The following is a 25,279-nucleotide window of genomic DNA, read 5'->3' as shown; positions in this document are numbered from 1 at the left end:
GTAGGAAATAACAAGTGCTAGACGCAAAGACTTTTGAGAGTCTGAAGATCTCGCTGGCGACGCCTGCTGACATCGAAGAATGGTCTTTTGGCGAGGTGAAAAAGCCAGAGACCATCAACTACCGCACCTTGCGTCCTGAAAAGGACGGTCTCTTCTGCGAACGCATTTTCGGTCCCACCAAAGACTGGGAGTGCAACTGCGGAAAGTACAAGCGTGTCCGCTACAAGGGCATTATTTGTGAGCGTTGTGGGGTTGAGGTAACCCGTTCCAAGGTTCGCCGTGAACGTATGGGACACATTGACCTTGCCGCGCCGGTCACTCACATTTGGTACTTCAAGGGTGTGCCATCACGCCTTGGCTACCTGCTGAACCTGGCTCCAAAGGACCTGGAAAAGGTCATCTACTTCGCCGCATACATGATTACTTCTGTTGACGAGGCAGGGCGCCGCGAAGACGAAGCAATGCTGCGTGATGAGCTTGAGGTCGAAAAGAAGCGTATGGCCAATGCGCGAGACAACGCTATTGGCAAGCGCATGGAGGCCCTTGAGGCCAAAGTAGCTGAGCTTGAAGCCGCGGATGCAAAGAAGAGTGTCATTGAGGCTGAAAAGAAGGCTGCTGACCGCGAGATGGGGCAGATCCGCCGTAAGTGGGAAGCAGAAATTGAGCGCCTAGAGCAGGTGTGGGAACGCTTCCGTGACTTGAAGGTCGGAGACCTTGAGGGGGACGAGCGCATCTACCGTGCGATGGTGACCCGTTATGGCACCTACTTTGAGGGTGGCATGGGTGCTGAGGCAATCCAGAAGCGCCTTCTTGACTTTGATCTTGAGAGCGAAGTGGCTGAGCTGCGTGAAATCATTGCCAGTGGCACCGGTCAGAAGAAGACCCGTGCTATCAAGCGGCTGAAGGTTGTCAACGCTTTCCTGGCCACCGGCAACTCACCAGCCTCTATGGTGCTTGACAAGCTTCCTGTGATTCCACCGGACATTCGTCCGATGGTCCAGCTTGACGGTGGGCGTTTCGCAACCTCTGACCTCAACGACCTGTACCGCCGTGTCATCAACCGCAACAACCGTTTGAAGCGACTGCTGGAACTGGACGCACCTGAGATCATTATTAACAACGAAAAGCGCATGCTGCAGGAATCTGTGGACGCACTCTTCGATAATGGTCGTCGCGGTCGCCCCGTGCAGGGCGCGGGCAACCGTCCCCTCAAGTCCATCTCTGACATGCTCAAGGGCAAGCAGGGCCGTTTCCGCCAGAACCTTCTGGGTAAGCGTGTGGACTACTCGGGCCGTTCGGTCATCGTTGTGGGTCCTCAGCTGAAGCTGCACCAGTGTGGTCTGCCTAAGCAGATGGCTTTGGAGCTTTTCCAACCGTTCGTCATCAAGCGTTTGGTTGATAAGAACTTTGCTCAGAACCAAAAGGCTGCACGCCGTAAGGTTGAGCGCCAACACCCCGTGGTGTGGGACGTTTTGGATGAGGTCATTCGTGAGCACCCCGTGTTGCTTAACCGCGCACCTACGCTGCACCGCCTTGGCATTCAAGCCTTCGAGCCTCAGCTGATTGAGGGTAAAGCTATTCAGCTGCACCCACTGGCATGTACCGCATTCAACGCCGACTTTGACGGCGACCAGATGGCAGTTCACCTGCCATTGGGTGCGGAAGCCCAGGCTGAAGCACGCATCTTGATGTTGTCCACCAACAACATTTTGAAGCCTTCGGATGGACGCCCGGTAGCCATGCCCGCGCAGGACATGGTGTACGGCATCTTCTACCTCACTGCAGAACACGATGCCGAGTATGAGGCAACGCTTGGCGATCATATTCCTGCGTACTCGTCGGTTGCTGAAGCTATTATGGCTTTCGATGCGGGTCAGATTGATTTGAACCGCAAGATCAACCTGCGTTTCACCGACTTGGTTCCGCCGAAAGGTTGGGAGGCACCGGAAGGCTGGAGCGAGGGACAACCGGTTGAGTTGGTCACCACTTTGGGCCGTGCTCTCTTCAACGAGGCACTTCCTGTCGACTATCCCTATGTGAATGAGGTTGTCAAGAAGGGTCTCCTCTCAGAGGTCGTCAACGAACTGGCTGAAAACTACCCGAACGTGTTGGTAGCGGAGTGCCTTGATGCGCTCAAGGCGGCTGGCTTCCACTGGGCCACCTGGTCAGGCGTTACTATCGCTTTCTCGGACATCCAGGGTGCTCCTAACAAAGCCAAGATTATGGCTGAGTATGAGGAGAAGGCTGCTCGCGTTCAGGCTGAAGCCGACATGGGCATGATTGGCGAACAAGAGCGTTACGAAGAACTGGTTGATATTTGGACTGAATGTACCGCCGTTGTCGCTAAGGATATGCGCGACAGCTTCTCGCCGACGAACACCGTGTATCGCATGGTTGACTCGGGTGCCCGTGGTAACTGGAGCCAGATTCAGCAGATCGCTGGTATGCGCGGTCTCGTGTCTGACCCGAAGCAGAAGCTTATTGAGAACCCCATCAAGGCTTCCTACCGTGAAGGTTTGACGGTTGCTGAGTACTTCATTGCTACTCACGGCGCTCGTAAGGGAACGGCTGATACGGCTCTTCGTACTGCTGAGTCTGGATACCTCACCCGTCGTTTGGTCGACGTGTCTCAGGATGTCATTGTCCGTGAAGAGGACTGTGGCACCCGGATGGGTATCGATATTGACATTGCTACTCGCAATGAGGATGGCACCTGGTCTGTTTCGGACATCATCGGGACTACCGCATACGCGCGGACTCTGGCCCGCGACGCTGTGAATGAGGCGGGCGAGGTTATTGCTGAGGCCGGTTCTGATGTGGGCGATGTCCTCATTGAGAAGCTGGTAGCTGCTGGCGTTCACAAGATTCGTGTCCGTTCGGTCCTCACCTGTGATTCACTGGTGGGTGCTTGCGCAGCGTGCTACGGCCGTTCACTTGCTTCTGGTAAGCGTGTCGATATTGGCGAGGCAGTCGGTATTATCGCCGCCCAGTCGATTGGTGAGCCTGGAACCCAGCTGACGATGCGTACCTTCCACACCGGTGGTGCAGCTTCTGGTGGTCAGGACATCACCCAGGGTCTGCCTCGTGTCCAAGAGCTCTTTGAGGCTCGCACCCCCAAGGGTGAGGCGCGCATGGCTGAGGCTTCAGGTGTTGTCACCATTGAAGAAGAAGTACAGCCGGGCCGCAAGATGCGCCGCATCATTATCGCTCGCGACGATGACAAGGGCGAGTGGGAGACTGAGCTTCCTTCGTACCAGAAACTTCTGGTCAAGGACGGCGATCACGTCAAGGCTGGCGAGCAGCTTTCCGAAGGTCCTTTGGATCCGAAGGAAGTTCTTCGCCTGCGCGGGGCCAAGGCAGCTCAGACAATGCTGGTTGCCGAAGTTCAGGCTATTTACCGTAGCCAGGGCGTGGACATTCACGCCAAGCACATTGAGGTCATCATCCGTCAGATGATGCGTCGCGTCACCGTTCTCGATGCTGGTGACACGCACTTCATGCCTGGCGAGTTGGTGGACGCTGTGGCCTTCCGTGAAGAAAACCGCCGCATTGCCGCTCAAGGTGGTAAGTTCGCTGATGGACGTCAGATGCTCATGGGTATCACCAAGGCTTCGCTAGCGACAGACTCGTGGCTCTCGGCTGCGTCCTTCCAGGAAACCACCAAGGTTCTTACCGAGGCGGCAATGAACGCCAAGGTTGATCCACTGGTAGGACTCAAGGAGAACGTCATTCTCGGTAAGTTGATCCCAGCTGGAACGGGTCTTGCCCGTTACAACGAGGTCACCGTGGAGCCGACTCCGGAAGCCATGGCGGAGATGAACTACTCTCCAGTCGATTTCCAGATCGACCAGGACGAGGCCGGATTGGAAGACTTCGTCCACTCCTTGGAGAACATCGACTTCGGATTGGGCTTCTCATCTAATCAATAAGTCGTAGAAAACCTGAGCTGAACCCTGAGAGTCCCCTGATTCTCAGGGTTCAGCCGTTAAAAGTGGGTTGGACAATGGTAGCCTCGTAAGAGCAACGACCGATAGGAGCACTAATGTTTAAGAAACTCTTCAAACTTACTTTCTGGGCTGGCGCCATTGCCGCTGCAGGAGTCGTCGCTCTCCAGTTTGAGCCAGTACGCGACGCTGTGAAGAAACTGGGAGTAGACCTGTAACTTCAACGCGCCGGTTTCTCGGCGTAGAGGACTTCATAGGAAACCCGCTCAGATACGTAGTAACTTTACGTTCTAGGCGGGTTTTTGTGTGCTCTTTTTATGAACGGGAACCTGGAATTATGCCTATGCATGTAGGTGAGGAGTAAGTGTTCCTACGAGTGTCTAACAGAATCTCGAAGCCTGTAGTCCGCAATGCGTTTTGGAAGCATTCTCAAAATGGGAGTAAGTAAAGGTCCAAGCAACGCTGTTATAACACTGCGGGTCAAGTGTTATTAGCAAAATAATCGAAAAAAAGTGTGCCGATGCACAATGTTACCTAGGTACATGGTCCTGTATTGAATTATTTGGCTATTGTGCCTTCTCGCGGCGGTGTTGACGTTAATATGACACTGTTGGGATAGAAAATAGGGCACTTTCCCGACCGGCCGGTAACCCGCAAACCCCTTTTGGGCAACTAGAAAAATGTTAGCCTCTTACATGACTGAAGTTGGGAAATTAGTTCGCGTATAAGTGACTTGGGGAGGTGGGCTGACGCGGGGTGTAGGGCGACACTCCACAAGAGGCATGTGAATACCATCAGGATTCACACAGTTTCAGCCTCTTTTTCACAAGCAAAGTAGATTGCCGGTTTACATTCCGGCAAGGGTAGCGCTATTTAGTGCGCCCAATTTTTGATACTGGGGATTTCGGGAATGAAAAGAATCAGGGAAATACAATCGGGCGGAGGACTGCGTGGCCTATATCGCGCAGTATTCGCCACAATAGTGAGTGCGGCGCTCATATTCGCCGGTGTTGTTGCGCCTGGAACTATGGCGCATGCGGCCGAAGTTGATGCTGGCAACGACGTCACTCTTCACTTTCCAGACGAAGTATTTAACGAGGGAATCGAGCCCGGCACAAACTATACGTTCAGCGTGGACTACGGCTTTCTAGCGCAGGGCTCCACAGCCACTATTACTCCACCGGCTGGCGTGAAGTTCCCAGACTCGGTTTTAGTGGTACCGGCGGGAAATAAGGAGATCGCCTCAATCGAACGCGATGGCGAAAACGGTCTCAAAATCGTATTCAAAGACACTTTTTCCCCAGGCTTTAGCCAGGGGTATGTAGACCTAAACTTTTCTATTGACAATGTCGAGAAGTCAGAAAAGATTTCCTGGCCGTGGACTATCAACGGTCAGTCGACTCCCATCACGATTACAGTGCTCACACCCGGTGATAAGTATGTGCCGGTGATTACAGAGAATAGCCTGAGCAAAAGGGGTGATGGGTCACTGGGGAACGCCACTGTCGAAGATGGCGTTGTGATTCTCCCCGAAGGTCTCAAAGACAAAAGGATCACATATACAGTGACAGTTAAGAGCGCTGAGGCTCGCACTGTCACCTTGACGGACACTCTCGATAGTGACCTTGAACTGGTAGGACCACTCACTGGAACAAAAGAAACACGGGACAGTGAAGGCTTGAACTACACAAAGTCAGAGGTGGCCCCAGTCCTCATTTCTGGAACGGGCTTCACTCATACTTTTGAAGCCGAAGCAAACTCTACGTACACCTTCACGTATCAAGCGAAGGTTGCCGACCTCGAGGGTTTGCAGCAGCGGCTACAGGAAGCCTATGACAACAGCTCTCAGCAGCCAGGCTCTTCGTTTAGCGTGAAACTCAATAACACCGTGGTAGACGGGGACGGAAAAACCGGCTCCCATGACACCTGGTTTGGCGGAAACGTTCCAAGCGAGCCAGTAGAACCACAACCTGCCGTCGATGACGCATTCAAAAAGTCGAGTGACTTGCCGTCTCCCTACGTGACGATCGTTAACGAGGATGGGACACTGCCAGCATCGATCCCCGTGACGTATACGTTGAATGCGAAACTTAGTACGTGGGCAGATTTTGAAGACTCTAAATATGCCCTGACAACGAATGTTGTCATTACGGACACCCTTCCGGACCAGACTTCCTGGACAGGAACTGTCAGTGCAACAGGCATCGCCGGGCATGAAACGCTGCAACGAGCACCAGAAGGGGTGACTGCTGAGCAGCTTGCCGGTGACGACTATGTGGGAATGTACCTGCTAGAAGGCAAGACCCTTATTGTTAACGTTGGAAAAGACACCTCTTCCGATGTGACTGTAACTGCCGGAGCTCAAATCGACACTCTTCAGGGGTTGTCAACTTCGGTTCCGGGGGAGTGGGAGTCCAACCAGGGTGAAAAATACGTTGACCTTAAATATGAGGGCCTAAAGAATAGAGCTTCCTTCGCCTACAACGACAAGACGGTACCTCGTGAAGTTACGCACACGATTTATCGTGAGCAAGATCCCAGCAAAGGCGTTGTAGACGGCAACAAGTTCTCCAAAACAGCGGAAGGACTCGACGGCGGAAAACTCACGCTTGTACCCGGGGAACCAGCAAGCCTCACCTACAAGTTCACAGTCAACGCTGGCTTCGATGCAGCGAAATCTACCATCATTGACTATGTCGACCATTCAGTTTTCGATGTTTCAGAAAGGACTTTGCCGGCAATCAAAGAGTCGATAACTGGAAAGTATCACTGGAATTACCCTCTCGATAAAGACAGTTTTGATGTTGCAATCGACGCGGACGGAAACCTGGTTCTCACGCCTAAGGCGGGAAACGGATTCCCGCATGCGGCAAGCTGGGGAGCAACCGCTGAAGCGCCATACACACAGCGCTTTGAGGTCTCTATTACTCTTCCGCTGAAGCTATTGCAGGGTAAGCAGTCGATTACTGTCAGTAACAAGGCCACCTATCAGGGAACCGATGAGAAGGAAGTTTTCGTCTCCGAGTCAGTTACCAAGGCCAGCTCTTTTGGTAGCGAAATGGAGGTCCGTAAGCGCGTTACTGAAGAGGGAAGCGCTGATTTCACTACTAACCTGCGCGCGGTCATTGATGAGGATACCGGTGAGCTTATCAAAGACAAGTTTATCTACCGGGTCGATTTGATTCCCCATGGATCATTCAATCGTATGGTTCGCGATGTTGTCGACGAGTTGCCTGCAGGAATGAACTTCCTCGGATTCCTCAACGAATCACAGGTGAGCGAGCCTGAGGTTCCCAGTACTAACGTCAGTGAGACGCGGGTTGGTAACCTTGCAGTCAACTACGATGTGGACGCAAATTCAATCACCGTCGCAAAAGGAAGTGTCGAGGAGGGCAAGGAACTGACGCTATATTTTGCGGTGCAAATCTCAGAATATAGCCCTGGAATCGGCATTAATAACGTCATTGGACGCACCGGCGCTATTATCACACCGACAGGTGACTATCCGCTCAACATCTCTAAGGTTGATTCGTCCAATGCCGCAGTGGATATCACTGACCGCGAAGCACGATTCAACATCATGAATGCAGATGGCGAAGTTGTTGTTGCTGACGCCTACGTTGTTGACGGCAAGCTCAAGGTCAAGAATGCTGATACGGGTGAAGATGCCGTCCCAACTGTCAAAGAACCAGGCACCTACACAGTGGAAGAGATTAAGGCACCTGCTGGGTACCAGCTGGCTACTGAACCTATCACAGTGGTAGTCGACGAAAATGGCAGATCGGAAGAAGTTAAGTTCTACAACGATCCGGGTGAGACTCCAGAAACCAAGACGGGCACGTTCTCGGTGCAGAAGCTAGTAGAGGTTGCGGATGGTGACCAGGCTGCAAATGAAGCCGCGACGGAAGCACTGAAAGACGTCGAATACACCATCACCGCATCATGGGAGGGTGGAAGTAAAGATTTTACCGTCAAACCTGGTGGTGAACCTGTAGTTCTTGAACCAGAACTGCCTGTTGGTACTGAAGTTGTGTTCTCTGAATCACTCAAGCCCAATGCTGAAACACCCGGCTATCAGTGGGTGAAGGGCGCGCTGATGGACGGCAACACCCAACTCACTGATTCGAAACTCACGATTGGCGAGACTGAAGAGCCAGTAGCTCTCACAGTGGTGAATACCTACACCGTTGAGCAGCCTAAGACCTATGCGATTGGTGATGTGGTGTGGGTTGATACTCATGCTGATGTTGATCCAGCTTTGAATGGTAATCAGGGTGATGATGAGGGCGATAGTGGTGTGAAGTTCCTTGAGGGTGTCAAGGTGTCGTTGCTTGATGCTGAAGGGAATCCTGTTGAGGGTGTTGAGCCAACATACACAAACAAGGATGGCCGTTACATCTTCGATAACCTACCTGCAGGTGAGTATGTTGTTCACTTTGAGTTGACTGATGAGCAGAAGGCTCGCTACCAGTTCACAACAGCGAATAAGGAAGGTGTCGATCCGGCGCTGAAATCTGATGCTGATGTTGAAACGGGTAAGACCCAGACCATCGTGTTAAACGATGAGAACACTCAACTGGTCAAGGACTCTGCCACGTATGAGGCCGCCGGTGGTATTGCTTTCACCGCCACCGAGGGGATAGACCCCACCTGGGATGCAGGCGTAGTCCTCATCCCCACCACACCCGAGCCAGAGCCTGAGGTTGGGACATTCCAGTTACAGAAGGTTGTATCTGGTGTAGCGGAGGCAGATCTAGCTGACAAGAGCTTTGAAGTCACTGCGACATGGACTGCTGACGGAAAGAAACAGGAACAAAAATTCCAATTGCCCGCCAATGGTGAAAAGGTTGCAGGACCGGAAGTTCCCGTTGGAACAGTTGTTAGCATCTTGGAGCAAGCAGATCGCGAAATCCCAGGATACAACTACACTGGCACGACACTTTCTGGTGATGGAGTTACAGAATCGTCCGTAACCGTAGGAACGGATAAGGCTGCTACTGTCACGGTAACGAACACCTATGAGGAAGAAGAACCTCCCGCACCTGAACCTGAGGTTGGTTTGGTGTCGTTGTCGAAGGTTGTTGTTGGTCTTGATGAAGGCGAGAGTGCTGGGGATCATGACTTTGTGTTCTCGTGGTCTGCGGTTGCTCCTGAGGGCGTGGAGCTTGGTGATGTTCCTGCCCAGGGTAGTGTCACTGTGAAGGGTGATGCGGTTCCGGTTGTTGTTTCGGATGCTGATGGCACGCCTGTGAGCTTCCCTGCCCAGACTGTGGTGACTTTCGAAGAGACTGAGCCTGCACAGATTGAGGGGTACTCCTTCAATGCTGAGGTTCCAGTCTTTGCTGAGGGCGCCGGTTCGGTGACTGTAGTCAAAGACGAGACCGTGAACGCGGTCGCAACCAACACCTACACCAAGAACACATCACCCGAACCTACTGACCCGAATGCACCCACCGGTCCTAAGACTCCTGCCAAGGAAACACCTGAACCAAAGAAACCAACTGAAAAGCTGGCGGTAACTGGTGCGACTATTGGTTGGCTTGCCGCGGCAGCTGCAGCTCTCCTCTTAGGTGGCGGTGTTGCTGTGACGACAGTGAGGACCAAACGGTTGAAATAGGTAAAAGCTAGGCGCGTCTAAGGACTGCGCCCCCCGAAAAAGCGCCCCGGAGATTCCCCCCCAAGATCCCCGGGGCGCTAACCTGTATGCTGTCAAGCCTCTTCGCACTTCCACTATTTACCTGCCTGCGTCCGAACCAACTACACCTTTGAATTGCACAGATACGCTGTTACTAGTTCCAGAGCGAGTTCGTCTCGCGAGGCTAAGGCGAGGCCTGACTCAGGCCTCGCTTGCCGAGAGGCTTGGTATTTCTGACAGGATACTCAGAAAGTATGAATCAATGTTCACATCGGCTGAGCTTGCTTCGAAACTAGGCGAAATTCTTGACTATCCAACTCAGTATTCTGTTCGAAAGAATCCTCCGGAAGTTGAATCTAGTGCATTAAATTTCCACGCTGGTCGCTCCACCACCAAGCGTCAACGAGATGGGGACTGTCCTGGGATCTGTGTAAGTGGCCTTATCCGCTGGCTGGTTGGTCGGCGTGGAAGGTGGGCATGGTTTATGTCTGCCCGCACACTGGATGCTGTGGCATCGAAGAAGAAGAAAACGAGCGTGGAGCCGACGCCTGAGATGGTCGCTGCGGCTGAGTTGGTCCGGCAGGCCAAGGCCGCTGGATTGGATTTGACGGGTCCTGATGGGTTGCCCAAGTAGTTCACGAAAACGGTCCTGGAGACCGCGTTGAATGAGGAAATGACTGAGCATCTGGGCCGGGAGAAACACGAGAAGTCAGCCGAAGGAAGAGCATCGAACTCACGGAACGGCACCACGCAGAAGACCGTGTTGACTGATAGCGTCGGTGAGGTCCAGATCGAGGTGCCCAGGGATCGGGAAGGGACCTTTGAGCCGGTGATTGTGCGGAAACGCCAACGCCGTCTAAACGACGTGGATGAGGTGGTGTTATCGCTTTACGCCAAGGGACTCACGACTGGAGATCAGTGCTCACTTCCAGGATATTTACGGGGCGTCGGTGTCGAAAGAGACGGTCAGCCCGGTCACAGGCCGGGTCGTAGAAGAAATGCACGAGTGGGCCAGTCGTCCTCTGGATTCGGTGTACGCCGCTATCTTCATAGACGCCATCGTTGTGAAAGTGCGTGACGGCCAGGTAGCTAACAGGGCCTTCTATGCTGCTATCAGTGTTGGTCTGGATGGCGCTAGGGGCGTACTGGGTATCTGGGGTTCCCCTGGGGGCGAAGGCGCGAAATACTGGCTCTGGGTGCTCACCGAAATCAAGAACCGAGGCGTTACCGACACCTTCTTCCTGGTCTGCGACGGACTGAAGGGCCTCCCCGACGCGGTCGAGGCCCTTTGGCCCAAAGCTACAGTCCAGACATGTGTTCTTCACCTGATCAGGAACACTTTCCGCTACGCATCCAAGAAGTACTGGGACGAACTCAAACGCGATGTCCGACCCATCTCTCCCCCGCCAACGAAGCGGGAGGTACCCCCACGCACCCAGTCTGGAGGCAGCCGAAGCCGCTAGAGACCTGATGTTTGAGAAATGGGGGGACCGGTATCCCGCGACCTGGAAGCTATGGGAGAACGCGTGGGAACAATTCACCCCGTTCCTTCAGTACGACGCCGAGATCCGTAAAGTTATCTGCTCGACTAATGCTATTGAGAGTCTGAATGCTAGGTTCCGACGCTCTGTCAGGACCCGGGGACACTTCCTTTACCGAAAGCAGCACTGAAATGCTTGTACCTCACGGTGCGGTCCCTCGACCCAACCGGGAGGGGCCAGGTACGCTGGACAATGCGATGGAAACCCGCATTGAACGCGTTTGCCATTCCCCCGCCAACGAAGCGGGAGGTACCCCCACTTTCGCCCACCGCTGGCCAGACGCGAAAGACTATTAAATGAAAAACGCCAGTTACACAGATAACGTTATAGTCCCTGAAAGCGGATCCGCGTCCCCTACCGCTATGCGTGATAGGAGAGGGCAGCCGAATCGTCCGATGGTCATCGGGTGCTGAAAGTATCCACACTTGGTAGAAACCTGCCTTCCACTTGTCCTTTAGCCCCGCAAGCACTGCGTTCCCTAAGAGCCGCTCATTTTGGTCCCGACTTCGGCATAGTCGCTTTCCGTTTGCCTGCGTCCACCGCATCCCGCTGATTTTCTGGAGAATTGCTGGTACGCATGGTTTGATCTGCTGGTCAGCGTAGAATGCTACATAATCTACGTTTTGGAAGGACCTACCCGCCTGAAACACATAAACGCGCCCTGGTGTCACGGGCTTACTGTCGCGTTTTCAGTCTCCTCACAACGTCAAATACTTGCGCCGATTGTTGAATCCAAGGCGTTCCAGGAATTCCGTTCTTTTGCGGGGGAACAGTCTCTAGCACACGTACAATTGTGTTTCTTAGGAGGACCTCGAAGTGGTGAATCAGCTCGAATAGTGCTGCGGATGCCCGTGCATTCCAAACATAGAGTGCATCTGCAAGCTCCTTGTTCATGTGGGCTGCCTGGAGATACTCTTCGAACCGCTCTGGCGATACCCAGCTAGGGTTAATGCTCGGATATGACATAGCTTCTATGCCAATCTGACACTAGCCCCAGGAAGGCCTCTATCAGCAGTCAATTTCCGTTGGTTCGCTGAAGTGTCCCTGGGGCTTTGCCTTTGGGGACAGCTTTAAAACCGTGTACGTGAGGGCGTGAGCGTACTTCACGCCGTCTCGCGCACCACTAGTGATGTCGGTAGCTGGATACTGCGAGGCTCGGTTGCCCCACCGATCATCTCGGTAATCAACTGTGCCATGAGCCAGCCTTGCTTCCAACTGTCTTGACGCACCGTTGTCAGTAAAGGTTCACTGGACACAGCGGCTTTCGAGTCGTCAAACCCTACGACCGCAACATCGTCAGGGATACGTTTCCCCGATGCCAAGAGGATATCGACGGCAGCGCGAGCCATGAGGTCGTTAGCGACGAAGAGACCGTCAAAGGGCTCGTGCTTAGCTAGGAGGCGGCGAGCAGCATTGGCGCCACTTTGGGCCGAATAATCGCCGTTTTCGATGGGGCCTAGAGTTCCTGATTCTTCGGTGACATCCATAAACCCCCACAGCCGTTCTTTGCCCGAAGGCATGTCGTCAGGTCCCGTGATCATAGCGATCCTTTGACACTTGCGATCTACGAGGTGCTGCACCGCCTTGCGCGCCCCATCCCTATTGTCCGCATCGACATAGGTGGCGTGAGTGGGGTCTCGAAGGGGGCGTCCACCGTAGACCACAGGAACGCGGCGTTCTAAAGCCTCGACCATCTCATGAGAGGTGTGATGGGAAAGAACGAGAATGCCATCGGACTGACCCCCAGCCAGGAACGCGAGAGTCTTCTGAAATGCTTTCTCCGAAGTGACCATGAGGTTCAGTACCAGGGGAGTCTCAGACATGTAATCTTCAATTCCTGAGATCACCGATCCGAAAAAGGGGTCGCCGAAGAATCGGTCCATCTTTTCTGGAATCAGAGCAGTCACAACAGCAGCGCGACGGGTCGCAAGGCCCCGAGCCATATTGTTGGGTATGTACCCCAGTTGGTTGATGGCATCTTGGACAGCCTGCTCGGCTCGCTCACTCACGCCGGGAAGCCCATTGATCACTCGTGACACTGTAGAACGAGAGACCCCAGCTAACTTGCCGACAGACTCCAATGTGACCGCTTTAGGATCATCTGTCACGGTCGCTCCTCCCTTCCATCAAGGCAATCATGTCACGAGTCTCTGCCCTCTAGTAACGTATCGCGTCGAACAACACTGCCTGCGTTCGGAGCCACAGCAAGCGTCCGCTCGCGTGTAATGCGTGAATATGCAAGGCCGCTGTCTTTGATGATACGTTCTTGAGTCTCGTAGTCGACGTAGATAATGCCGAACCGCTTTCCATAGCCCCAGGCCCACTCGAAATTATCGAGAAGTGACCAATAGAAGTAGCCGCGCACGTCGGCGCCCTCGTCGATAGCATCCAAGACTGCACCTAGGTGCAACTGAATATATGCGTCGCGCTGCGGATCGTGTACTTTCGGCCCCGTAGCGGTGTAGGTGACCTCGTCATCATAGGCAGCCCCGTTTTCTGTCACGTAGATGGCTGTTTCTGCAGGGCCCGTGTACTCCTCATGAACCCGCAGCAATAATGCTTTCAATGCTGCTGGATCCACGTCCCAGTTTTGGTCGGTTCGCGGGAATCGAGAATCAGGCCAGGTGAAGCCGTGTGATGCGGGCATCGGCGACTGAGTGGCGCGAGTCGTGGGGGCACCCCCTGAGGGAAGTAAACCGAGGTCCACGATTCCCCGTTCGCGCAGTTGTGCCGGTGGCTGAGTAGCTGCCGTCACAACGTCCCCCTTGTAGTAGTTGATCCCCAGCGTGTCGATAGGGGTGCTGATGACATCAAGGTCACCGGGAAGTACCGCTGCCCGGAACGTATCGACGGCCGTAGGGTCAACGTCAGCAAACGCCTGGAGAATATCGGATGGATAATGGCCTCGGAAAAGAGGGTCGAGGAACCACCGATTGATTTGACCATCAACTAGCTGCGCCGCTTTCTGGTCGCCAGGCGAGTCGGGCTCAAGAGGCTGCGCAATTGTCATATTGAGTGTCAATCCGACGTCGTATGCTGGATCTTGGCGACGCAGCTCTTGGATGACCCAACCATGACCTAGAAGCAGATGATGGCTGGCCAGCATCCCCTCGGCCAGACTGAAATGACCAGGCGCGTGTTCCCCGGCCGTGTAGCTGAGGAAAGAGGCGCACCAGGGTTCGTTGAGAGTTGTCCACACGTGGACCCGATCACCCAACGCCTCGTGAACAGTCATCGAATAGTCAAAGAACCGCTGCGCGGTGTCGCGCGCCGCCCAACCGCCACCGTCCTGCAACCGTTGTGGCAGATCCCAATGGTAGAGGGTGAGCCATGGAATAATGTCAGAGTTTATAAGCTCATCGACCAGTCTCTTGTAGAAATCGAGACCCTCTTTGTTGATCGAAACACCGTCAGGACACACGCGTGCCCAGGATACAGAGAACCGATAACTATCGAGTCCCAGCTTTCGCATGAGGGCGACGTCATCCTTGTAGCGGTGATAGTGGTCGCATGCAATGTCACCTGTATCCCCACCGACCACGGCACCTGGAACCCTAGCAAACGTGTCCCATATCGAGGGGCCTCGGCCGCCCTCGTTTGCAGCGCCTTCAATCTGGAATGCCGCTGCTGCAGCGCCCAGGATGAAATCATGAGGAAATGGTCGAGGAGGTTCGCAGTGAGCGGCAGTAAGAGCCTCCTGCAGTCTGGTATCTTTCGTCATTAGCCTTTAACAGCTCCTTGCATAATGCCTGCTACTAGTTGTTTACCAGCGACAGCGAATAACAACAACAATGGAATGGTGGACAAGAGTACTCCTGCCAGCACCACCGAATAATCGACCGAGTAGTTGGCTTGCAGAAGGGATAGCGCCACCGGCAACGTTGGATCTTGCGGATTCAAAACAATGAATGGCCAGAAGAAGTTATTCCACGCGGAGACAAAAGTGAACAGAGCCAACATCGTCGCTGCGGGACGTGCTGCAGGCAAACCGACCGTGAGAAATGTTCGGAATTGTGAAGCCCCGTCGACGCGCGCCGCCTCGACCAGTTCATCAGGAACCGTTTGCTGCAAGTATTGAGTCATCCAGAAAACGCCAAATGCGCTGGTGAGAGCGGGGATGATGATCGCACCAATCTGGCCGGTCCATCCCAACTTTGCAAACATGATGTAAAGCGGTACGACGCCCAGTTGAGCTGGAACCGCCATCGTTGCAATCACGAACACCAAGAGTACCCGCGAACCACGGAACTTGAGTTTCGCAAAGGCCCATCCCGCCAACGTGGAAAAGAGTACAACGGAAGCGGCAATGATGGCTGAGGAGTACAACGAGTTCCACAGTGCCTTCCAGAAATTCACCGCAGGATTATTGATGACTGCGGCTGCGTTTTTGAAGAAGTTTCCGCCAGGTAGCCAGCTCATATTGGGGTCACGCAGAGCGTACATATCTTTCGAGCCCACCAAGAATGACCAGTAGAACGGGAATAGGAAGCCAAGTAGGATCGCGGCCAAAATCCCGTAAATGTACCAGGCTGGCCGGTCCATGTGGCGGCGAATCCAACGCCGCCCCTTCTTTTGCTGGGGGGCGTCTTCCATGAGTACCTCAGGCGTCGCTACAGGTACTGGATCAATTGCGCTCATCAGTAGCTCCCGTCGTCACTAGTGCAGCTTGTTTCGCTTCGGCCAGCTGCTGTTTTTTGCGAGCCTTCACTTCGGCCTGTAGTTTCTTCGCATCTGCCTTCATTTTCTTGCGAGTCTTGCGGTCCATAGAACCGGTGTCAGCTACCACTGACTGGGTTACCAGCAGGTTGATTACGCCGATCACCAAAATCATGAGGAAGAGAATCCAAGCGATTGCCGCGGCTTGACCAAAGTCCCAATCACCCCAACCGGTCTGATAGAGGAGTAGTGAAATAGTGAGCCACTGGTTGTCTGGGCCACCCAGACCCGTCTGGTCATACATGCGCGGCTCATCAAAGATCTGTAGGCCACCGATTGTCGATGTGATGATGACGAAGATGAGAGTCGGTTTCAGCGAAGGCATGGTAATGGAGAAGAACTGCTGAATCTTTCCTGCGCCGTCAACTGTTGCGGCTTCGTAAAGGTCACGAGGAATCGCCTGCATTGCTGCCAGGAGAATCAAGGTGTTATAGCCTGTCCAACGAAAGTTCACCATTGTAGCGATCGCGATGTGACTCCAAAAAGGACTCACGTGCCACGGGACGGGGCTAATACCAATGCCACTCAATAGATTGTTGACCATCCCGTACTTGTCGCTGAACATATTGCCGAAGATCAACGCCACGGCAACCGGGGCCATGACGTAGGGGACAAGGACGCCCATACGCCAGAAGGTCTTGGCTCGAAGGTTCTGGTCCAGCATTGCCGCAATGAATACCGCAGCGATAAGTTGCGGTACTGAAGAAAGTATAAAAATACTAAAGGTGTTGCGAACAGCAATCCAGAACTTTGGCAAAGTGAGTACGTACTCGTATTGTTCAAAGCCGACGAAACTGCCGGTGCCTCGAATCATGTCCCAATCCATGAACGAAATGAAAGCGGTGTAGAGGATGGGGAACAGCCCTACGATGGCAAAGACGATGAAGAATGGGGAGATGTAGAGGTAGGGGGCTAGTTTGAAGTCCCAACGACCAATTGTGTCTCCGAATCCGATGCGCCGCGGGGCGCGAGCTTTGTCGCTCGCACCCCGCATCTTTGTAGCTTGGTTAGCCACTGATATTCCTTACAGAATCCGCGGGCTATTTGATAGCGCCGACTTCTTCAACAAACTTATTCCACGATACGTCTGGTGTTTCGGCGCCATCAGCAACGCGGGTAAGGGCATCCTGGAATGCGGTCATCACCTTGAAATAGTTCGGTCCCTTGAAGGGGCTGACAGTCACGGCATTTGCGCGATCGGCTAGGATTTGACCGATTGGCGCGTCGTTGAAGTACTCATTCTTGGAATCGAGCAGTTCCGAAGAAGAAAGAGCTTCCTTCTGTGAGGGGAAAGTGCCTACGTTCTCGAACGCCTTGAGCTGGACTTCAGGTGAAGTTAGCCAGTCGGCCAATTCCTGTGCTTCCGTGACGTGAGCTCCATTGGCGGGAATCGTCAAGTATGAGCCTCCCCAGTTACCGCCGCCATTGGGGAAGACATTTGCGATGTCCCACGTGGTGACATCAGGAGCATTATCAGCGATGATACCGAGGAACCAGCCGGGGCATAGCGTTGCTGCGAAGTCGCCGTTTGACATGCCGGCATACCAGTCGTCACTCCACTGTCCTAGTTTCGCGGATTGAGTTTCTGACGCCTTGTTCAACTGATCCCAGATTTCTTTGACCTCAGGGTTTGTTGTAGCGATAATCTCGCCTGTTTCAGGATCTTCAAAGGCAGCCTCGACCTGGTTCAACATACCTTGGGCGATAGCACCGGCAGAATCATAGAACGCTTTGCCACCGGAACCCGCCACGTACTGGTCACCTACCTCGAAGAACTTGTTCCAGTCGCCTTCGAGCAGTTTCGCTACCTCTTCGCGGTCGGTGGGGAGTCCTGCTGCTTCGAAGAGATCTGAACGGTAACAGATGCCTTCAGGTCCGATGTCGGTTCCATAACCGATTAGGTTGCCTGCCGAGTCGGTTGCACCTTCGACCTTCCAGTCAAGCCAGCGGGACTTGAGGTCTTCAGGAACCGGCGCCAGCAGATCGGCATACTCCATCACTTCAGGCATCCAGTCGACTTCGACTGCTTCAATGTCAGCCAAACCTGTCTTGCCAAGCTTCTGGAAGTAATTGGCGCGAGCATCGTCAGATTTGGCCGCGCGGTTATGGACAATCGTAATGTTTGGATGGGCGTCCATGTACTCCTGGAGAAGCTCATCGGAGTAGCCAAATTCATTGAATGTCGCGACGGTCAGAGTAATTTTTTCGTCTGATGAAGCCGAGCTTGTAGATTCGGCTTCTCCACCGGATTCAGCCGTTCCGCCGGACGAACACGCGGCTAACACGAATGCTGCAGCTACCGCCGATGCACCCAATGTCGCCCTAGAGATATTCTTTCGGAGCATCTTCACTTCCTTGTGTTGAGGCGACCGCAGTCGCCTAGGTACGAGACGAGGGTTCTTCCCAGACGTCTTGGTTCTTGGGATCGCTCCCAGGAACTGTTTCCACTATACCGGGAGCGCTCCCAAAATGGGGTAAAAATGGGTTACGTTTGTATAACGGTGATATTTCAGCATTTTGGTACTGTGGTGAGAGTGGACGTGGTGGTCGGTCGACCTACACTCATACCCCTCCGTCAGGTGCGTGTTATGTGTGTGTTTCGATATGCAATAACGGACATATAACACGCACCTGACAGAAGGGTGTTATTTGTGTACTGACACGTCCATGTCGTGAATGGCCCCGTATTGGATACGTTGTGAGACGTTGCATTGAAAACGAGGGCTGGACGGGAAACCTATTAATGGGAGCATAGTGAGACCTGTCGGGTAGAATTCTGCATCGATTCTTAGTGTGAGATCCTCTCGGCCACGTGTGCGATCGTCGGCGAACAATGTGTCGATCGCGGGTACTGCGTTCGCCGCGGCGAACGCTGAAATGGCTAGAGCTGTCGCTTTAGAAAAGGCTCACCCGGAGATGTCGAGGCCGCAGTGACGAACATGTAGCTTCATGTGATGTGCACTGTGAATGGGGGCGATCCTGTGGGTTGAATAGTCGATCCTGTGTGGCGCTGAGTTCTTTATAACTGGGGGTTACAAGACCATAATCGCCCATGGTGGCGTATTTTCTCCGCTGTCCTCATGCATAATTTCGGTGCAACGTCCTGGGCGTTGTGGTAGCTGCCGGGGCGGTATGCGGCCCGGTGTACAGTTTCATGACCCCGTACGAGGGGAAGTGTGGTGCCACCGATCGCAAGATTGTTGCTCACATATCTGCCGCATTGCTCTTCGCGCAGCGGTACTGGGAAAAATTCTTGGAACTCCTATTCTAGTTCTAGGATGGACTTGTTGCTTCATCCCGGAGCAATACGTGGGGGCGTCTTTACTGGAATCTGTGAGAATCTATGCGCAACCAACTGAGTATCAAAGTGTATGACAGTCGCGGGCATACGGTAGCTGCCTCTGCTGCGGGCGCATTCGTTAATCTTGTGTGCAGTCGCGAGTATCAGCCTGGTGACCGTATCGGTATGGAAATTGAGCATCCAGGTGCGTTTTGCGAGGTACGCTATGACGACTCTATGCCGCCAGCGATTGTCTATGTGACTGAGCGCTCCGTATCTTTTCCTGTTCCCCACGGTGAGCAAAAGTTGGTGTATTCTCCCAAGTCTTTTGCAGGTACTAAACATGTGACTTCTGCTCGGATTGTGGATGATAGAGAAGCATATGCTCGTCGGAATCTGGCCTTCAACCCTTATGGCTATGCGGGTGCAGTAGGGGTGTATCCCCATGCCAGCGCTAATGTGGAGACGCGTGGTGAATCTGTGTTTGCGGCCAGGAATACGATTGATGGAATCTTTGCTAACGCCTCGCACGGAGAGTACCCCTATCAGAGCTGGGGGATCAATCGAAGGTCGGATGCGCAGCTGTGTCTTGAGCTAGGTGTGTTGTGTCGAATTGATGAGGTACGGCTGACTCTTCGCGCGGATTTTCCTCACGATAATTATTGGACGGCGGCAACACTGTGCTTTGCGGGTGGGGCTGAAGCCAGTGAAGAAATGGTGGCGTTGCAGAAACTGGCAGAACCCCAGGTGTTTCCAGTGGACGTGGAGGCGCGCGAGGTGACAATCAAGGACTTGGTGATGTCTTCTGAGCCCTCTCCTTTTCCGGCTCTCACCCAAATAGAGGTGTGGGGATGTGTAATCCCGGAGGTCGGAACCGAATCTGTTACTAGATGCAATTAGTCTAGACAGTCTAGACAGAATATGATGGAATGTGTATTCTCAGTCACATGAGTAATGTGTGGCAGCTACAGGAAGCAAAACAGCGCTTGAGTGAGGTTATTCGACAAGTCGAAGCTGGCTATCCTCAAGTCATTACGAAGAATGGGCGCAATGTAGCAGTAATTGTCGAGTATGACGGCTTCCAAAAAATGACAGGTGGGCCGGAGCCTTTGTCAGCTTTCTTGGCGCGCAGCGCTGGGGAGATTGACGTTGACATGGATGAATACTTGGAGACTAGGCGTACCGACCCTGAACGGCACGCTGCTATGGCTGAGGCATGACTAATCACTATCTGGTGGATACTAATGTCGTATCCGAAATGACGAAGGTCGTTCCCAACGATGCCGTTGTTCAATGGCTTGCTGGTGGTCCTTCGCTTTATCTGAGTGTTCTGACAGTTGGTGAAATACAGCGGGGAATTACGCGCTTGCCGCAGGAGCAACATCAGAAGAAACTACAACTTTCTTCGTGGCTGAAGCAATTATGTAATCAATACTCTGATCGGATTTTCAATGTGGATATGAAAACCGTGCAGGCATGGGGGAAACTCCCTCGTCTGCGAACGTATCCTGTGATCGACAGTCTATTGGCGGCAACTGCGATTGCTTACGATCTGATTCTAGTAACGCGGAACGTAACCGATTTTGAGGGGCTACCAGTTCGCCTGTTCAATCCTTTTGCTGATCTCTAGTCGGTTCAGCTATAGACACCTTTCGTCCCATGCTAACTGAGCTGCTTCGAGTGCTGGCTGCAGATCGCGCTTCAGTGCATGGGCTAAGTGCCTTAGTGCCGTATTTACACTATCGAGGCTGGCTGCCAATCCATAATGGTTGATTCGCAACAGTTTCCCTCCTAGGACTCCTCCACCTTGGGTGATAAGACCAGTATTCAAAGCCAGTAGCTGAGGAAAACCTGCGATGGATATCGCGGTGGCAACCGGAGCATAGGAAACGGGATCTCCTTGCTGCCAAGGAGCTAGCCCCAAAGCCTCCATTCCCGCAAGGGTAGCTTGAGCGGCGGCGTTGTGTCGCTTAGTGACTTGCGCGAGGTTTTCGTTGTGGATACGTTCAAGTGCCGCGGTCAAAGCGCGTCCTTCCAACCAATTAGGTAAGCCGGGGACGGTGAGGCGATCCGACCGTAACCACGAATCCCGCCAATCGGTAAGGGACAGCACTGATCCTGAGGGGGAGACCGAGTTCGCATCAATGAACTCCCACGCTCGTTGCGATACTGAAACTGCGCTCATGCCGGCTGGACCAGCTAGGGCTTTTTGGGCTCCTATAGCAACGACGTCTACATTCCACTTATCAGTGAGAACCGGTTCGGCGCCAATAGATGCGACCGCGTCCAGTACGGTGATCGCCCCCACCTGATGAGCGGCATCAATAATCGTTGCAGCATCATTCGTGCCTCCAGTGGCAGCCTCAGCATGGACAAGAGATACAATCTGGGGGCGATGCCTGAGAATCTCGGTGGCAGTGATTTCTGCATCGGCAACGCGTTCAAACGGAAATGCAAAATCGGTTACGTCTGAGCCAACTTCTCGCATCCAATTTCCAAAGCCCACGCCATAGGGACCAGTGACCACATTGAAAGCTTTGATTCCCGGCCCTGCAACACTCTTTGCGATTGCTTCCAAGGCGACTATTGCCTCGGATTGGACAAGGATAATGTCGTTTGTTGTTCCCAAAGTGTGTGCCACCAGTTCAGAAAGGTGGTCGATTTCATCAGGGGAGAGCGGTGCTTGGTCAAGTAGAGCTGTGGAAGAAAGCTGTGGTTGGGGGGAGATCGGCATTGGTTGCACTTTCATTCTTATGGGCTATTTTGAGGGTAGTCGGGGAACTGCGGCCAGCAAGTTGCGACTATAGTCATTGCTGGGATGAGAAAAGAACTCGTTTTTTGGAGAATTCTCAATAATCTTTCCATCCTTCATCACGGCTACCGAATCGCAGAGAGCCGCAACGACAGCTAGATCATGTGAGACGCATACAAGTGTCAACTGAAGCTCTGAACGTAGAGTTGCTAAGAGATCAACGATTTTACTTTGTACAGACGCATCTAGTGCGCTGGTAGGTTCATCTGCTACTAGCACTTGCGGTGCTAGCGCTAAAGCTCGTGCTAATGCGATGCGTTGGCGTTGACCTCCGGAGAACTGGCTGGGGTAAGCATCAAGAGAAGATTCACTCAGTTGAACCATATCCATCAGTTCGGTGCAGCGTTGACGTACTCTATTCCTGGGCACGATCCGGTGTAGACGCAGGACTTCTGAAAGCATATTTCGTATGGTCATGCGTGGATTGAGGGAGGTGTATGGATCCTGGTAAACCATCTGTATACGCCGAAATTGTTCCCGGCTGCGTGTTCTGGGTAGTAACTCTTCGCCTAGGCGAATACAGCCGGAAGTTGCAGGATGTAGGCCTACAATTGCTCTGGCAACAGTAGTTTTGCCCGATCCAGATTCGCCGACTAGTCCCAACGCGCCGCCAGAAGGTATGGAAAGCGAGACATCTTTTACGGCATCAAATTTGCCGAAACGCACGTTGATGTGGGAGACTTCTAGATCTGTCATTTCTGATCCTCATCGGGTAGAGGAAGAACCGAATCAATCAACATCCGTGTGTACTGCTCTTGAGGATGGTTCAATACTTCCAGCGTTGGGCCAGACTCGATGATTTTTCCGTGACTCATCACCGCCATGCGAGAGCATATTCCTGACACCACTGCAAGGTTGTGACTTACAAAAACAATGGTGAGTCTGCGTTCAACATGGAGGTCCTGAAGTAGTTCCAGTACCTGTTGTTGGACGGTTACATCCAAGGCCGTGGTTGGTTCATCACACAACAAAATGTCAGGACTTGTCGCCAAAGCTATTGCGATGACGACCCGTTGACGTTGACCTCCGGAAAGCTGGTGCGGATACCAGTGATAACGCTCATCTGGCTGAGGCAGGCGAACTGCACTCATCAGGTCTAGCGCGCGTTTTTTCGCCTGGACGCGAGCCTCACGTCCCCAGCCAAGACGGCTGTTGGCTAGCACCGAATCGGCTATTTGTTTACCGATTTTTTCAAGAGGATCGAGAGCCGCAAGAGGATCCTGGAATACCATTCCAACTCTGCCTTCTACGTTCACGGTTCCCCCACTTTGTTGGATTCCTGGGGGAAGGATTCCTAGGATCGCGCGCAAGGTGAGACTTTTGCCCGAACCAGATTCGCCAACCAGTCCTATTATCTCTCCGGGAGTAACCACAAGATTGAGGTTCTCAACCAAGCAAGTAGAACTTTTGCCGCGGGTGGAGATACTGAGATTGCTGACGGTGATTGAACCCCGCACGGGGTTGTCGTCGCGAACTGGTTTCATTGGACCCTCCAAGCGTCCCCCAAACCATCGGCAATGAGGGACAATGAAATCCCCACATACACGACTGCGAATCCTGGGATAGCTGATATCCACCATTTTGTGGTGATAAAGGATTGTCCGTCAGAGATCATGGTTCCCCAATCTGGCGTAGGGGGTTGCACGCCAAGACCTAGATAACTGAGGGTGACGACGGCAACCATAATCAGAAGTATTTCTGTCATGAGTAATACCAGAGCTTGGGGCAATACGTTAGGAAGAAGCTGGCGTGCAAGAATGCGAGGCACCGGCATTCCCGCGCCGCGGGCTGCCTCCACCCATCCTGAGCTGCGCAGGGCGCGCGTTGCTACTCGCATCACTCGGTAATATCCGATCCACCCGACCAGTGCGAATGCCACATAAATTCCACGCTCACCGACTCCGACCGCGAACACGAGGGCAATGACAATCACGTAGAACGGGAATGCAATTACCGTGTCAGTGATCCTGCTGATGATCGCGTCGAACCAGCCACCACAGAAGCCCGCGACGATACCGAGGGAAACCCCAACGATGAAAGGAATAATGGATGCAAAGATGGCGATGCGTAGGTCGGTGCGTGCAGCGTACAGCATCCTTGTAAAGATATCGCGCCCCAGTTGGTCAGTACCCAAGATGTGTTCCGGCGAGGGGGGAAGCAGTCCGCTGGACAGATCCTGAACAGCTGGGTCAAATGGGGCTATTACTGGGGCTAATGCTGCCAGTAATGCTAGGGCACTGAACATCACAAGGCCTACCACAAAAGCTTTCGATGCGAATGCTCTGCGCCAATAGGGGACATATATTGCGCGAGGGGAGTCCTCGCGAGTAGCGGGTGCCTCAGCCTCTTCTACCATTGGGAAGGTTTCTCTCATGATGATCCAAGTCGTAGTCGAGGGTCGATTGCTGCGCTGCAGAGGTCGACAATGATGGTGATGAGTACGACGAAAAAAGCGCAATATAGTGCAACGCCTTGGACAACAGGAAAGTCTCGGCTGCTAATCGCATTGAAGAGTAGGCTTCCCACACCGTTAATCGCAAAGACCTTTTCTACGACTAAGGTTCCGCCAATCATGAAAGCAACATTGACCCCAAAAAGGTTCAGTGTTGGTACCGCCGCATTCCTAAGAACATGCCGGAACTGAATGGTTCTCTCTGGAATATGTGCTGCTCGTAGAGTCGTTACAAAATCGGCGTGCGTAACGTCCAACAGTTCTGATCGAAGTGATCTGACGAGGGGCGGAATCGCGGCAATTGCAACAGCAACCCCCGGCAGCACCAAGCTTAGGAATGGTTGGAGGGGGCCGTCGCCTATCCCTCCTACAGGCAGCCATTTGAGGTTGACTGCGAAAACGATGATGAGAAGAAGGCCGACCCAAAAAGTTGGCATTCCCATTCCGACAGCAGGGATCACCCGCACCATATGGTCGACAGGACCGTCCTGGTGGGAAGCCGCAGCGACCGAAAGTGGTACGGCGATGGCGAGGGTGAGCATTACCGCGATTGCAACAATTCCTAGACTTAAAGGAGCTCGTTCCAGAATCAACGTGCGGGTTGATTCGCCGTAGACCAATGACTCACCTGTATCGAAATGAGTGAACAGCTGCGTAACAAAGTGAGAAAACTGCACCCATACAGGTTGATCAAGCCCCAGTTGTTCTCGCAGAGCTATTACCGATGCGTCAGTAGCTTGATCTCCCAAGATAATACGGGCTGGGTCACCGGGGACGAGGCGCAGTAGGAAAAATACCGCGACAACGACCCCGATGACAACCGGCAGTACTCGCGAAAGAAAGCGCTTGACAATACGCCAAGTGACATTCTTTATAGACGAAAATGTGAACATGTCTTT

16 protein-coding genes and 2 pseudogenes are annotated in these 25,279 nt (G+C 53.2%); 7 read left to right on the top strand and 11 right to left on the bottom strand.

From position 1 onward, the window contains the following. Window positions 1-14 precede the first annotated feature (14 nt). The 4 genes and pseudogenes from FYJ24_RS07865 (at window position 15) to FYJ24_RS07850 (ending at window position 11,420) form a co-directional block, all read left to right on the top strand. Window positions 15-3,929 (top strand): DNA-directed RNA polymerase subunit beta', encoded by a 3,915-nt coding sequence (locus FYJ24_RS07865; RefSeq protein WP_318656590.1) that lies wholly within the window; start codon window positions 15-17, stop codon window positions 3,927-3,929. Window positions 3,930-4,854: 925 nt separating this feature from the next. Continuing rightward, window positions 4,855-9,561: a DUF5979 domain-containing protein gene (locus FYJ24_RS07860; protein ID WP_154545243.1), complete on the top strand. Its 4,707-nt coding sequence runs from the start codon at window positions 4,855-4,857 to the stop codon at window positions 9,559-9,561. Between the two features lie 148 nt (window positions 9,562-9,709). Continuing rightward, window positions 9,710-9,892: pseudogene (locus tag FYJ24_RS07855) on the top strand (helix-turn-helix domain-containing protein); the annotation flags it as partial. Window positions 9,893-10,132: 240 nt separating this feature from the next. Continuing rightward, a pseudogene (locus FYJ24_RS07850) lies at window positions 10,133-11,420 on the top strand (IS256 family transposase). A 375-nt stretch (window positions 11,421-11,795) separates the two neighbouring features. On the opposite strand, the gene FYJ24_RS07845 reads toward FYJ24_RS07850, so the two are convergent. The 6 genes from FYJ24_RS07845 to FYJ24_RS07820 form a co-directional block, all read right to left on the bottom strand. After that, entirely contained in the window at window positions 11,796-12,086 is a 291-nt protein-coding gene (locus tag FYJ24_RS07845) for a hypothetical protein (RefSeq protein ID WP_154545241.1), read from the bottom strand. A 137-nt stretch (window positions 12,087-12,223) separates the two neighbouring features. After that, window positions 12,224-13,228, bottom strand: a complete 1,005-nt coding sequence (locus tag FYJ24_RS07840) for a LacI family DNA-binding transcriptional regulator (RefSeq protein ID WP_154545239.1) — start codon at window positions 13,226-13,228, stop codon at window positions 12,224-12,226. Between the two features lie 32 nt (window positions 13,229-13,260). Further along, entirely contained in the window at window positions 13,261-14,841 is a 1,581-nt protein-coding gene (locus tag FYJ24_RS07835) for a glycoside hydrolase family 1 protein (RefSeq protein ID WP_154545237.1), read from the bottom strand. Next, window positions 14,841-15,758: a carbohydrate ABC transporter permease gene (locus FYJ24_RS07830; RefSeq protein ID WP_154545235.1), complete on the bottom strand. Its 918-nt coding sequence runs from the start codon at window positions 15,756-15,758 to the stop codon at window positions 14,841-14,843. The genes FYJ24_RS07835 and FYJ24_RS07830 overlap by 1 nt, the downstream gene beginning before the upstream one ends. Then, complete coding sequence (locus tag FYJ24_RS07825; RefSeq protein WP_318656589.1) at window positions 15,745-16,851, bottom strand: carbohydrate ABC transporter permease; 1,107 nt, start codon at window positions 16,849-16,851, stop codon at window positions 15,745-15,747. Before FYJ24_RS07825 ends, FYJ24_RS07830 begins: the two co-directional genes overlap by 14 nt. Before the next feature lie 25 nt (window positions 16,852-16,876). Beyond that, a complete protein-coding gene (locus tag FYJ24_RS07820; RefSeq protein WP_154545233.1) occupies window positions 16,877-18,181 on the bottom strand; it encodes an ABC transporter substrate-binding protein in 1,305 nt (434 codons plus the stop codon). A gap of 998 nt (window positions 18,182-19,179) precedes the next feature. Here FYJ24_RS07820 and FYJ24_RS07815 point away from each other — a divergent pair. Genes FYJ24_RS07815 through FYJ24_RS07805 form a run of 3 tightly spaced genes read left to right on the top strand, consistent with a single transcriptional unit; the run spans window position 19,180 to window position 20,746 of the window. Then, window positions 19,180-20,016 (top strand): carbohydrate-binding protein, encoded by an 837-nt coding sequence (locus FYJ24_RS07815; protein ID WP_154545231.1) that lies wholly within the window; start codon window positions 19,180-19,182, stop codon window positions 20,014-20,016. Between the two features lie 47 nt (window positions 20,017-20,063). Continuing rightward, window positions 20,064-20,336: a type II toxin-antitoxin system Phd/YefM family antitoxin gene (locus tag FYJ24_RS07810; protein WP_206192586.1), complete on the top strand. Its 273-nt coding sequence runs from the start codon at window positions 20,064-20,066 to the stop codon at window positions 20,334-20,336. Then, the gene (locus tag FYJ24_RS07805) at window positions 20,333-20,746 is read left to right on the top strand and encodes a type II toxin-antitoxin system VapC family toxin (protein ID WP_154545227.1); all 414 of its coding nucleotides are present in this window, start codon (window positions 20,333-20,335) and stop codon (window positions 20,744-20,746) included. Before FYJ24_RS07810 ends, FYJ24_RS07805 begins: the two co-directional genes overlap by 4 nt. Window positions 20,747-20,755: 9 nt before the next feature. On the opposite strand, the gene FYJ24_RS07800 is transcribed toward FYJ24_RS07805, so the two are convergent. From FYJ24_RS07800 to FYJ24_RS07780, 5 genes are read right to left on the bottom strand one after another with little or no spacing between them, the layout of a single operon-like run. Next, entirely contained in the window at window positions 20,756-21,865 is a 1,110-nt protein-coding gene (locus FYJ24_RS07800) for an aminotransferase class V-fold PLP-dependent enzyme (protein WP_154545225.1), read from the bottom strand. Between the two features lie 9 nt (window positions 21,866-21,874). Further along, the gene (locus FYJ24_RS07795) at window positions 21,875-22,624 is read right to left on the bottom strand and encodes an ABC transporter ATP-binding protein (RefSeq protein ID WP_154545223.1); all 750 of its coding nucleotides are present in this window, start codon (window positions 22,622-22,624) and stop codon (window positions 21,875-21,877) included. Then, window positions 22,621-23,412: an ABC transporter ATP-binding protein gene (locus FYJ24_RS07790; protein ID WP_154545221.1), complete on the bottom strand. Its 792-nt coding sequence runs from the start codon at window positions 23,410-23,412 to the stop codon at window positions 22,621-22,623. The genes FYJ24_RS07795 and FYJ24_RS07790 overlap by 4 nt, the downstream gene beginning before the upstream one ends. Then, the gene (locus FYJ24_RS07785; protein ID WP_206192585.1) at window positions 23,409-24,302 is read right to left on the bottom strand and encodes an ABC transporter permease; all 894 of its coding nucleotides are present in this window, start codon (window positions 24,300-24,302) and stop codon (window positions 23,409-23,411) included. Before FYJ24_RS07785 ends, FYJ24_RS07790 begins: the two co-directional genes overlap by 4 nt. Continuing rightward, on the bottom strand, window positions 24,299-25,273 hold the full coding sequence (locus FYJ24_RS07780; RefSeq protein ID WP_154545219.1) for an ABC transporter permease: 975 nt from the start codon (window positions 25,271-25,273) through the stop codon (window positions 24,299-24,301). Before FYJ24_RS07780 ends, FYJ24_RS07785 begins: the two co-directional genes overlap by 4 nt. Window positions 25,274-25,279: the final 6 nt, after the last annotated feature.

The sequence above is a fragment of the Scrofimicrobium canadense genome, assembly GCF_009696615.1.
GTDB classification, from domain to species: domain Bacteria; phylum Actinomycetota; class Actinomycetes; order Actinomycetales; family Actinomycetaceae; genus Scrofimicrobium; species Scrofimicrobium canadense.
Note: the sequence above shows the minus strand (reverse complement) of the source record. Positions and strands in the feature narration are given on the sequence as shown.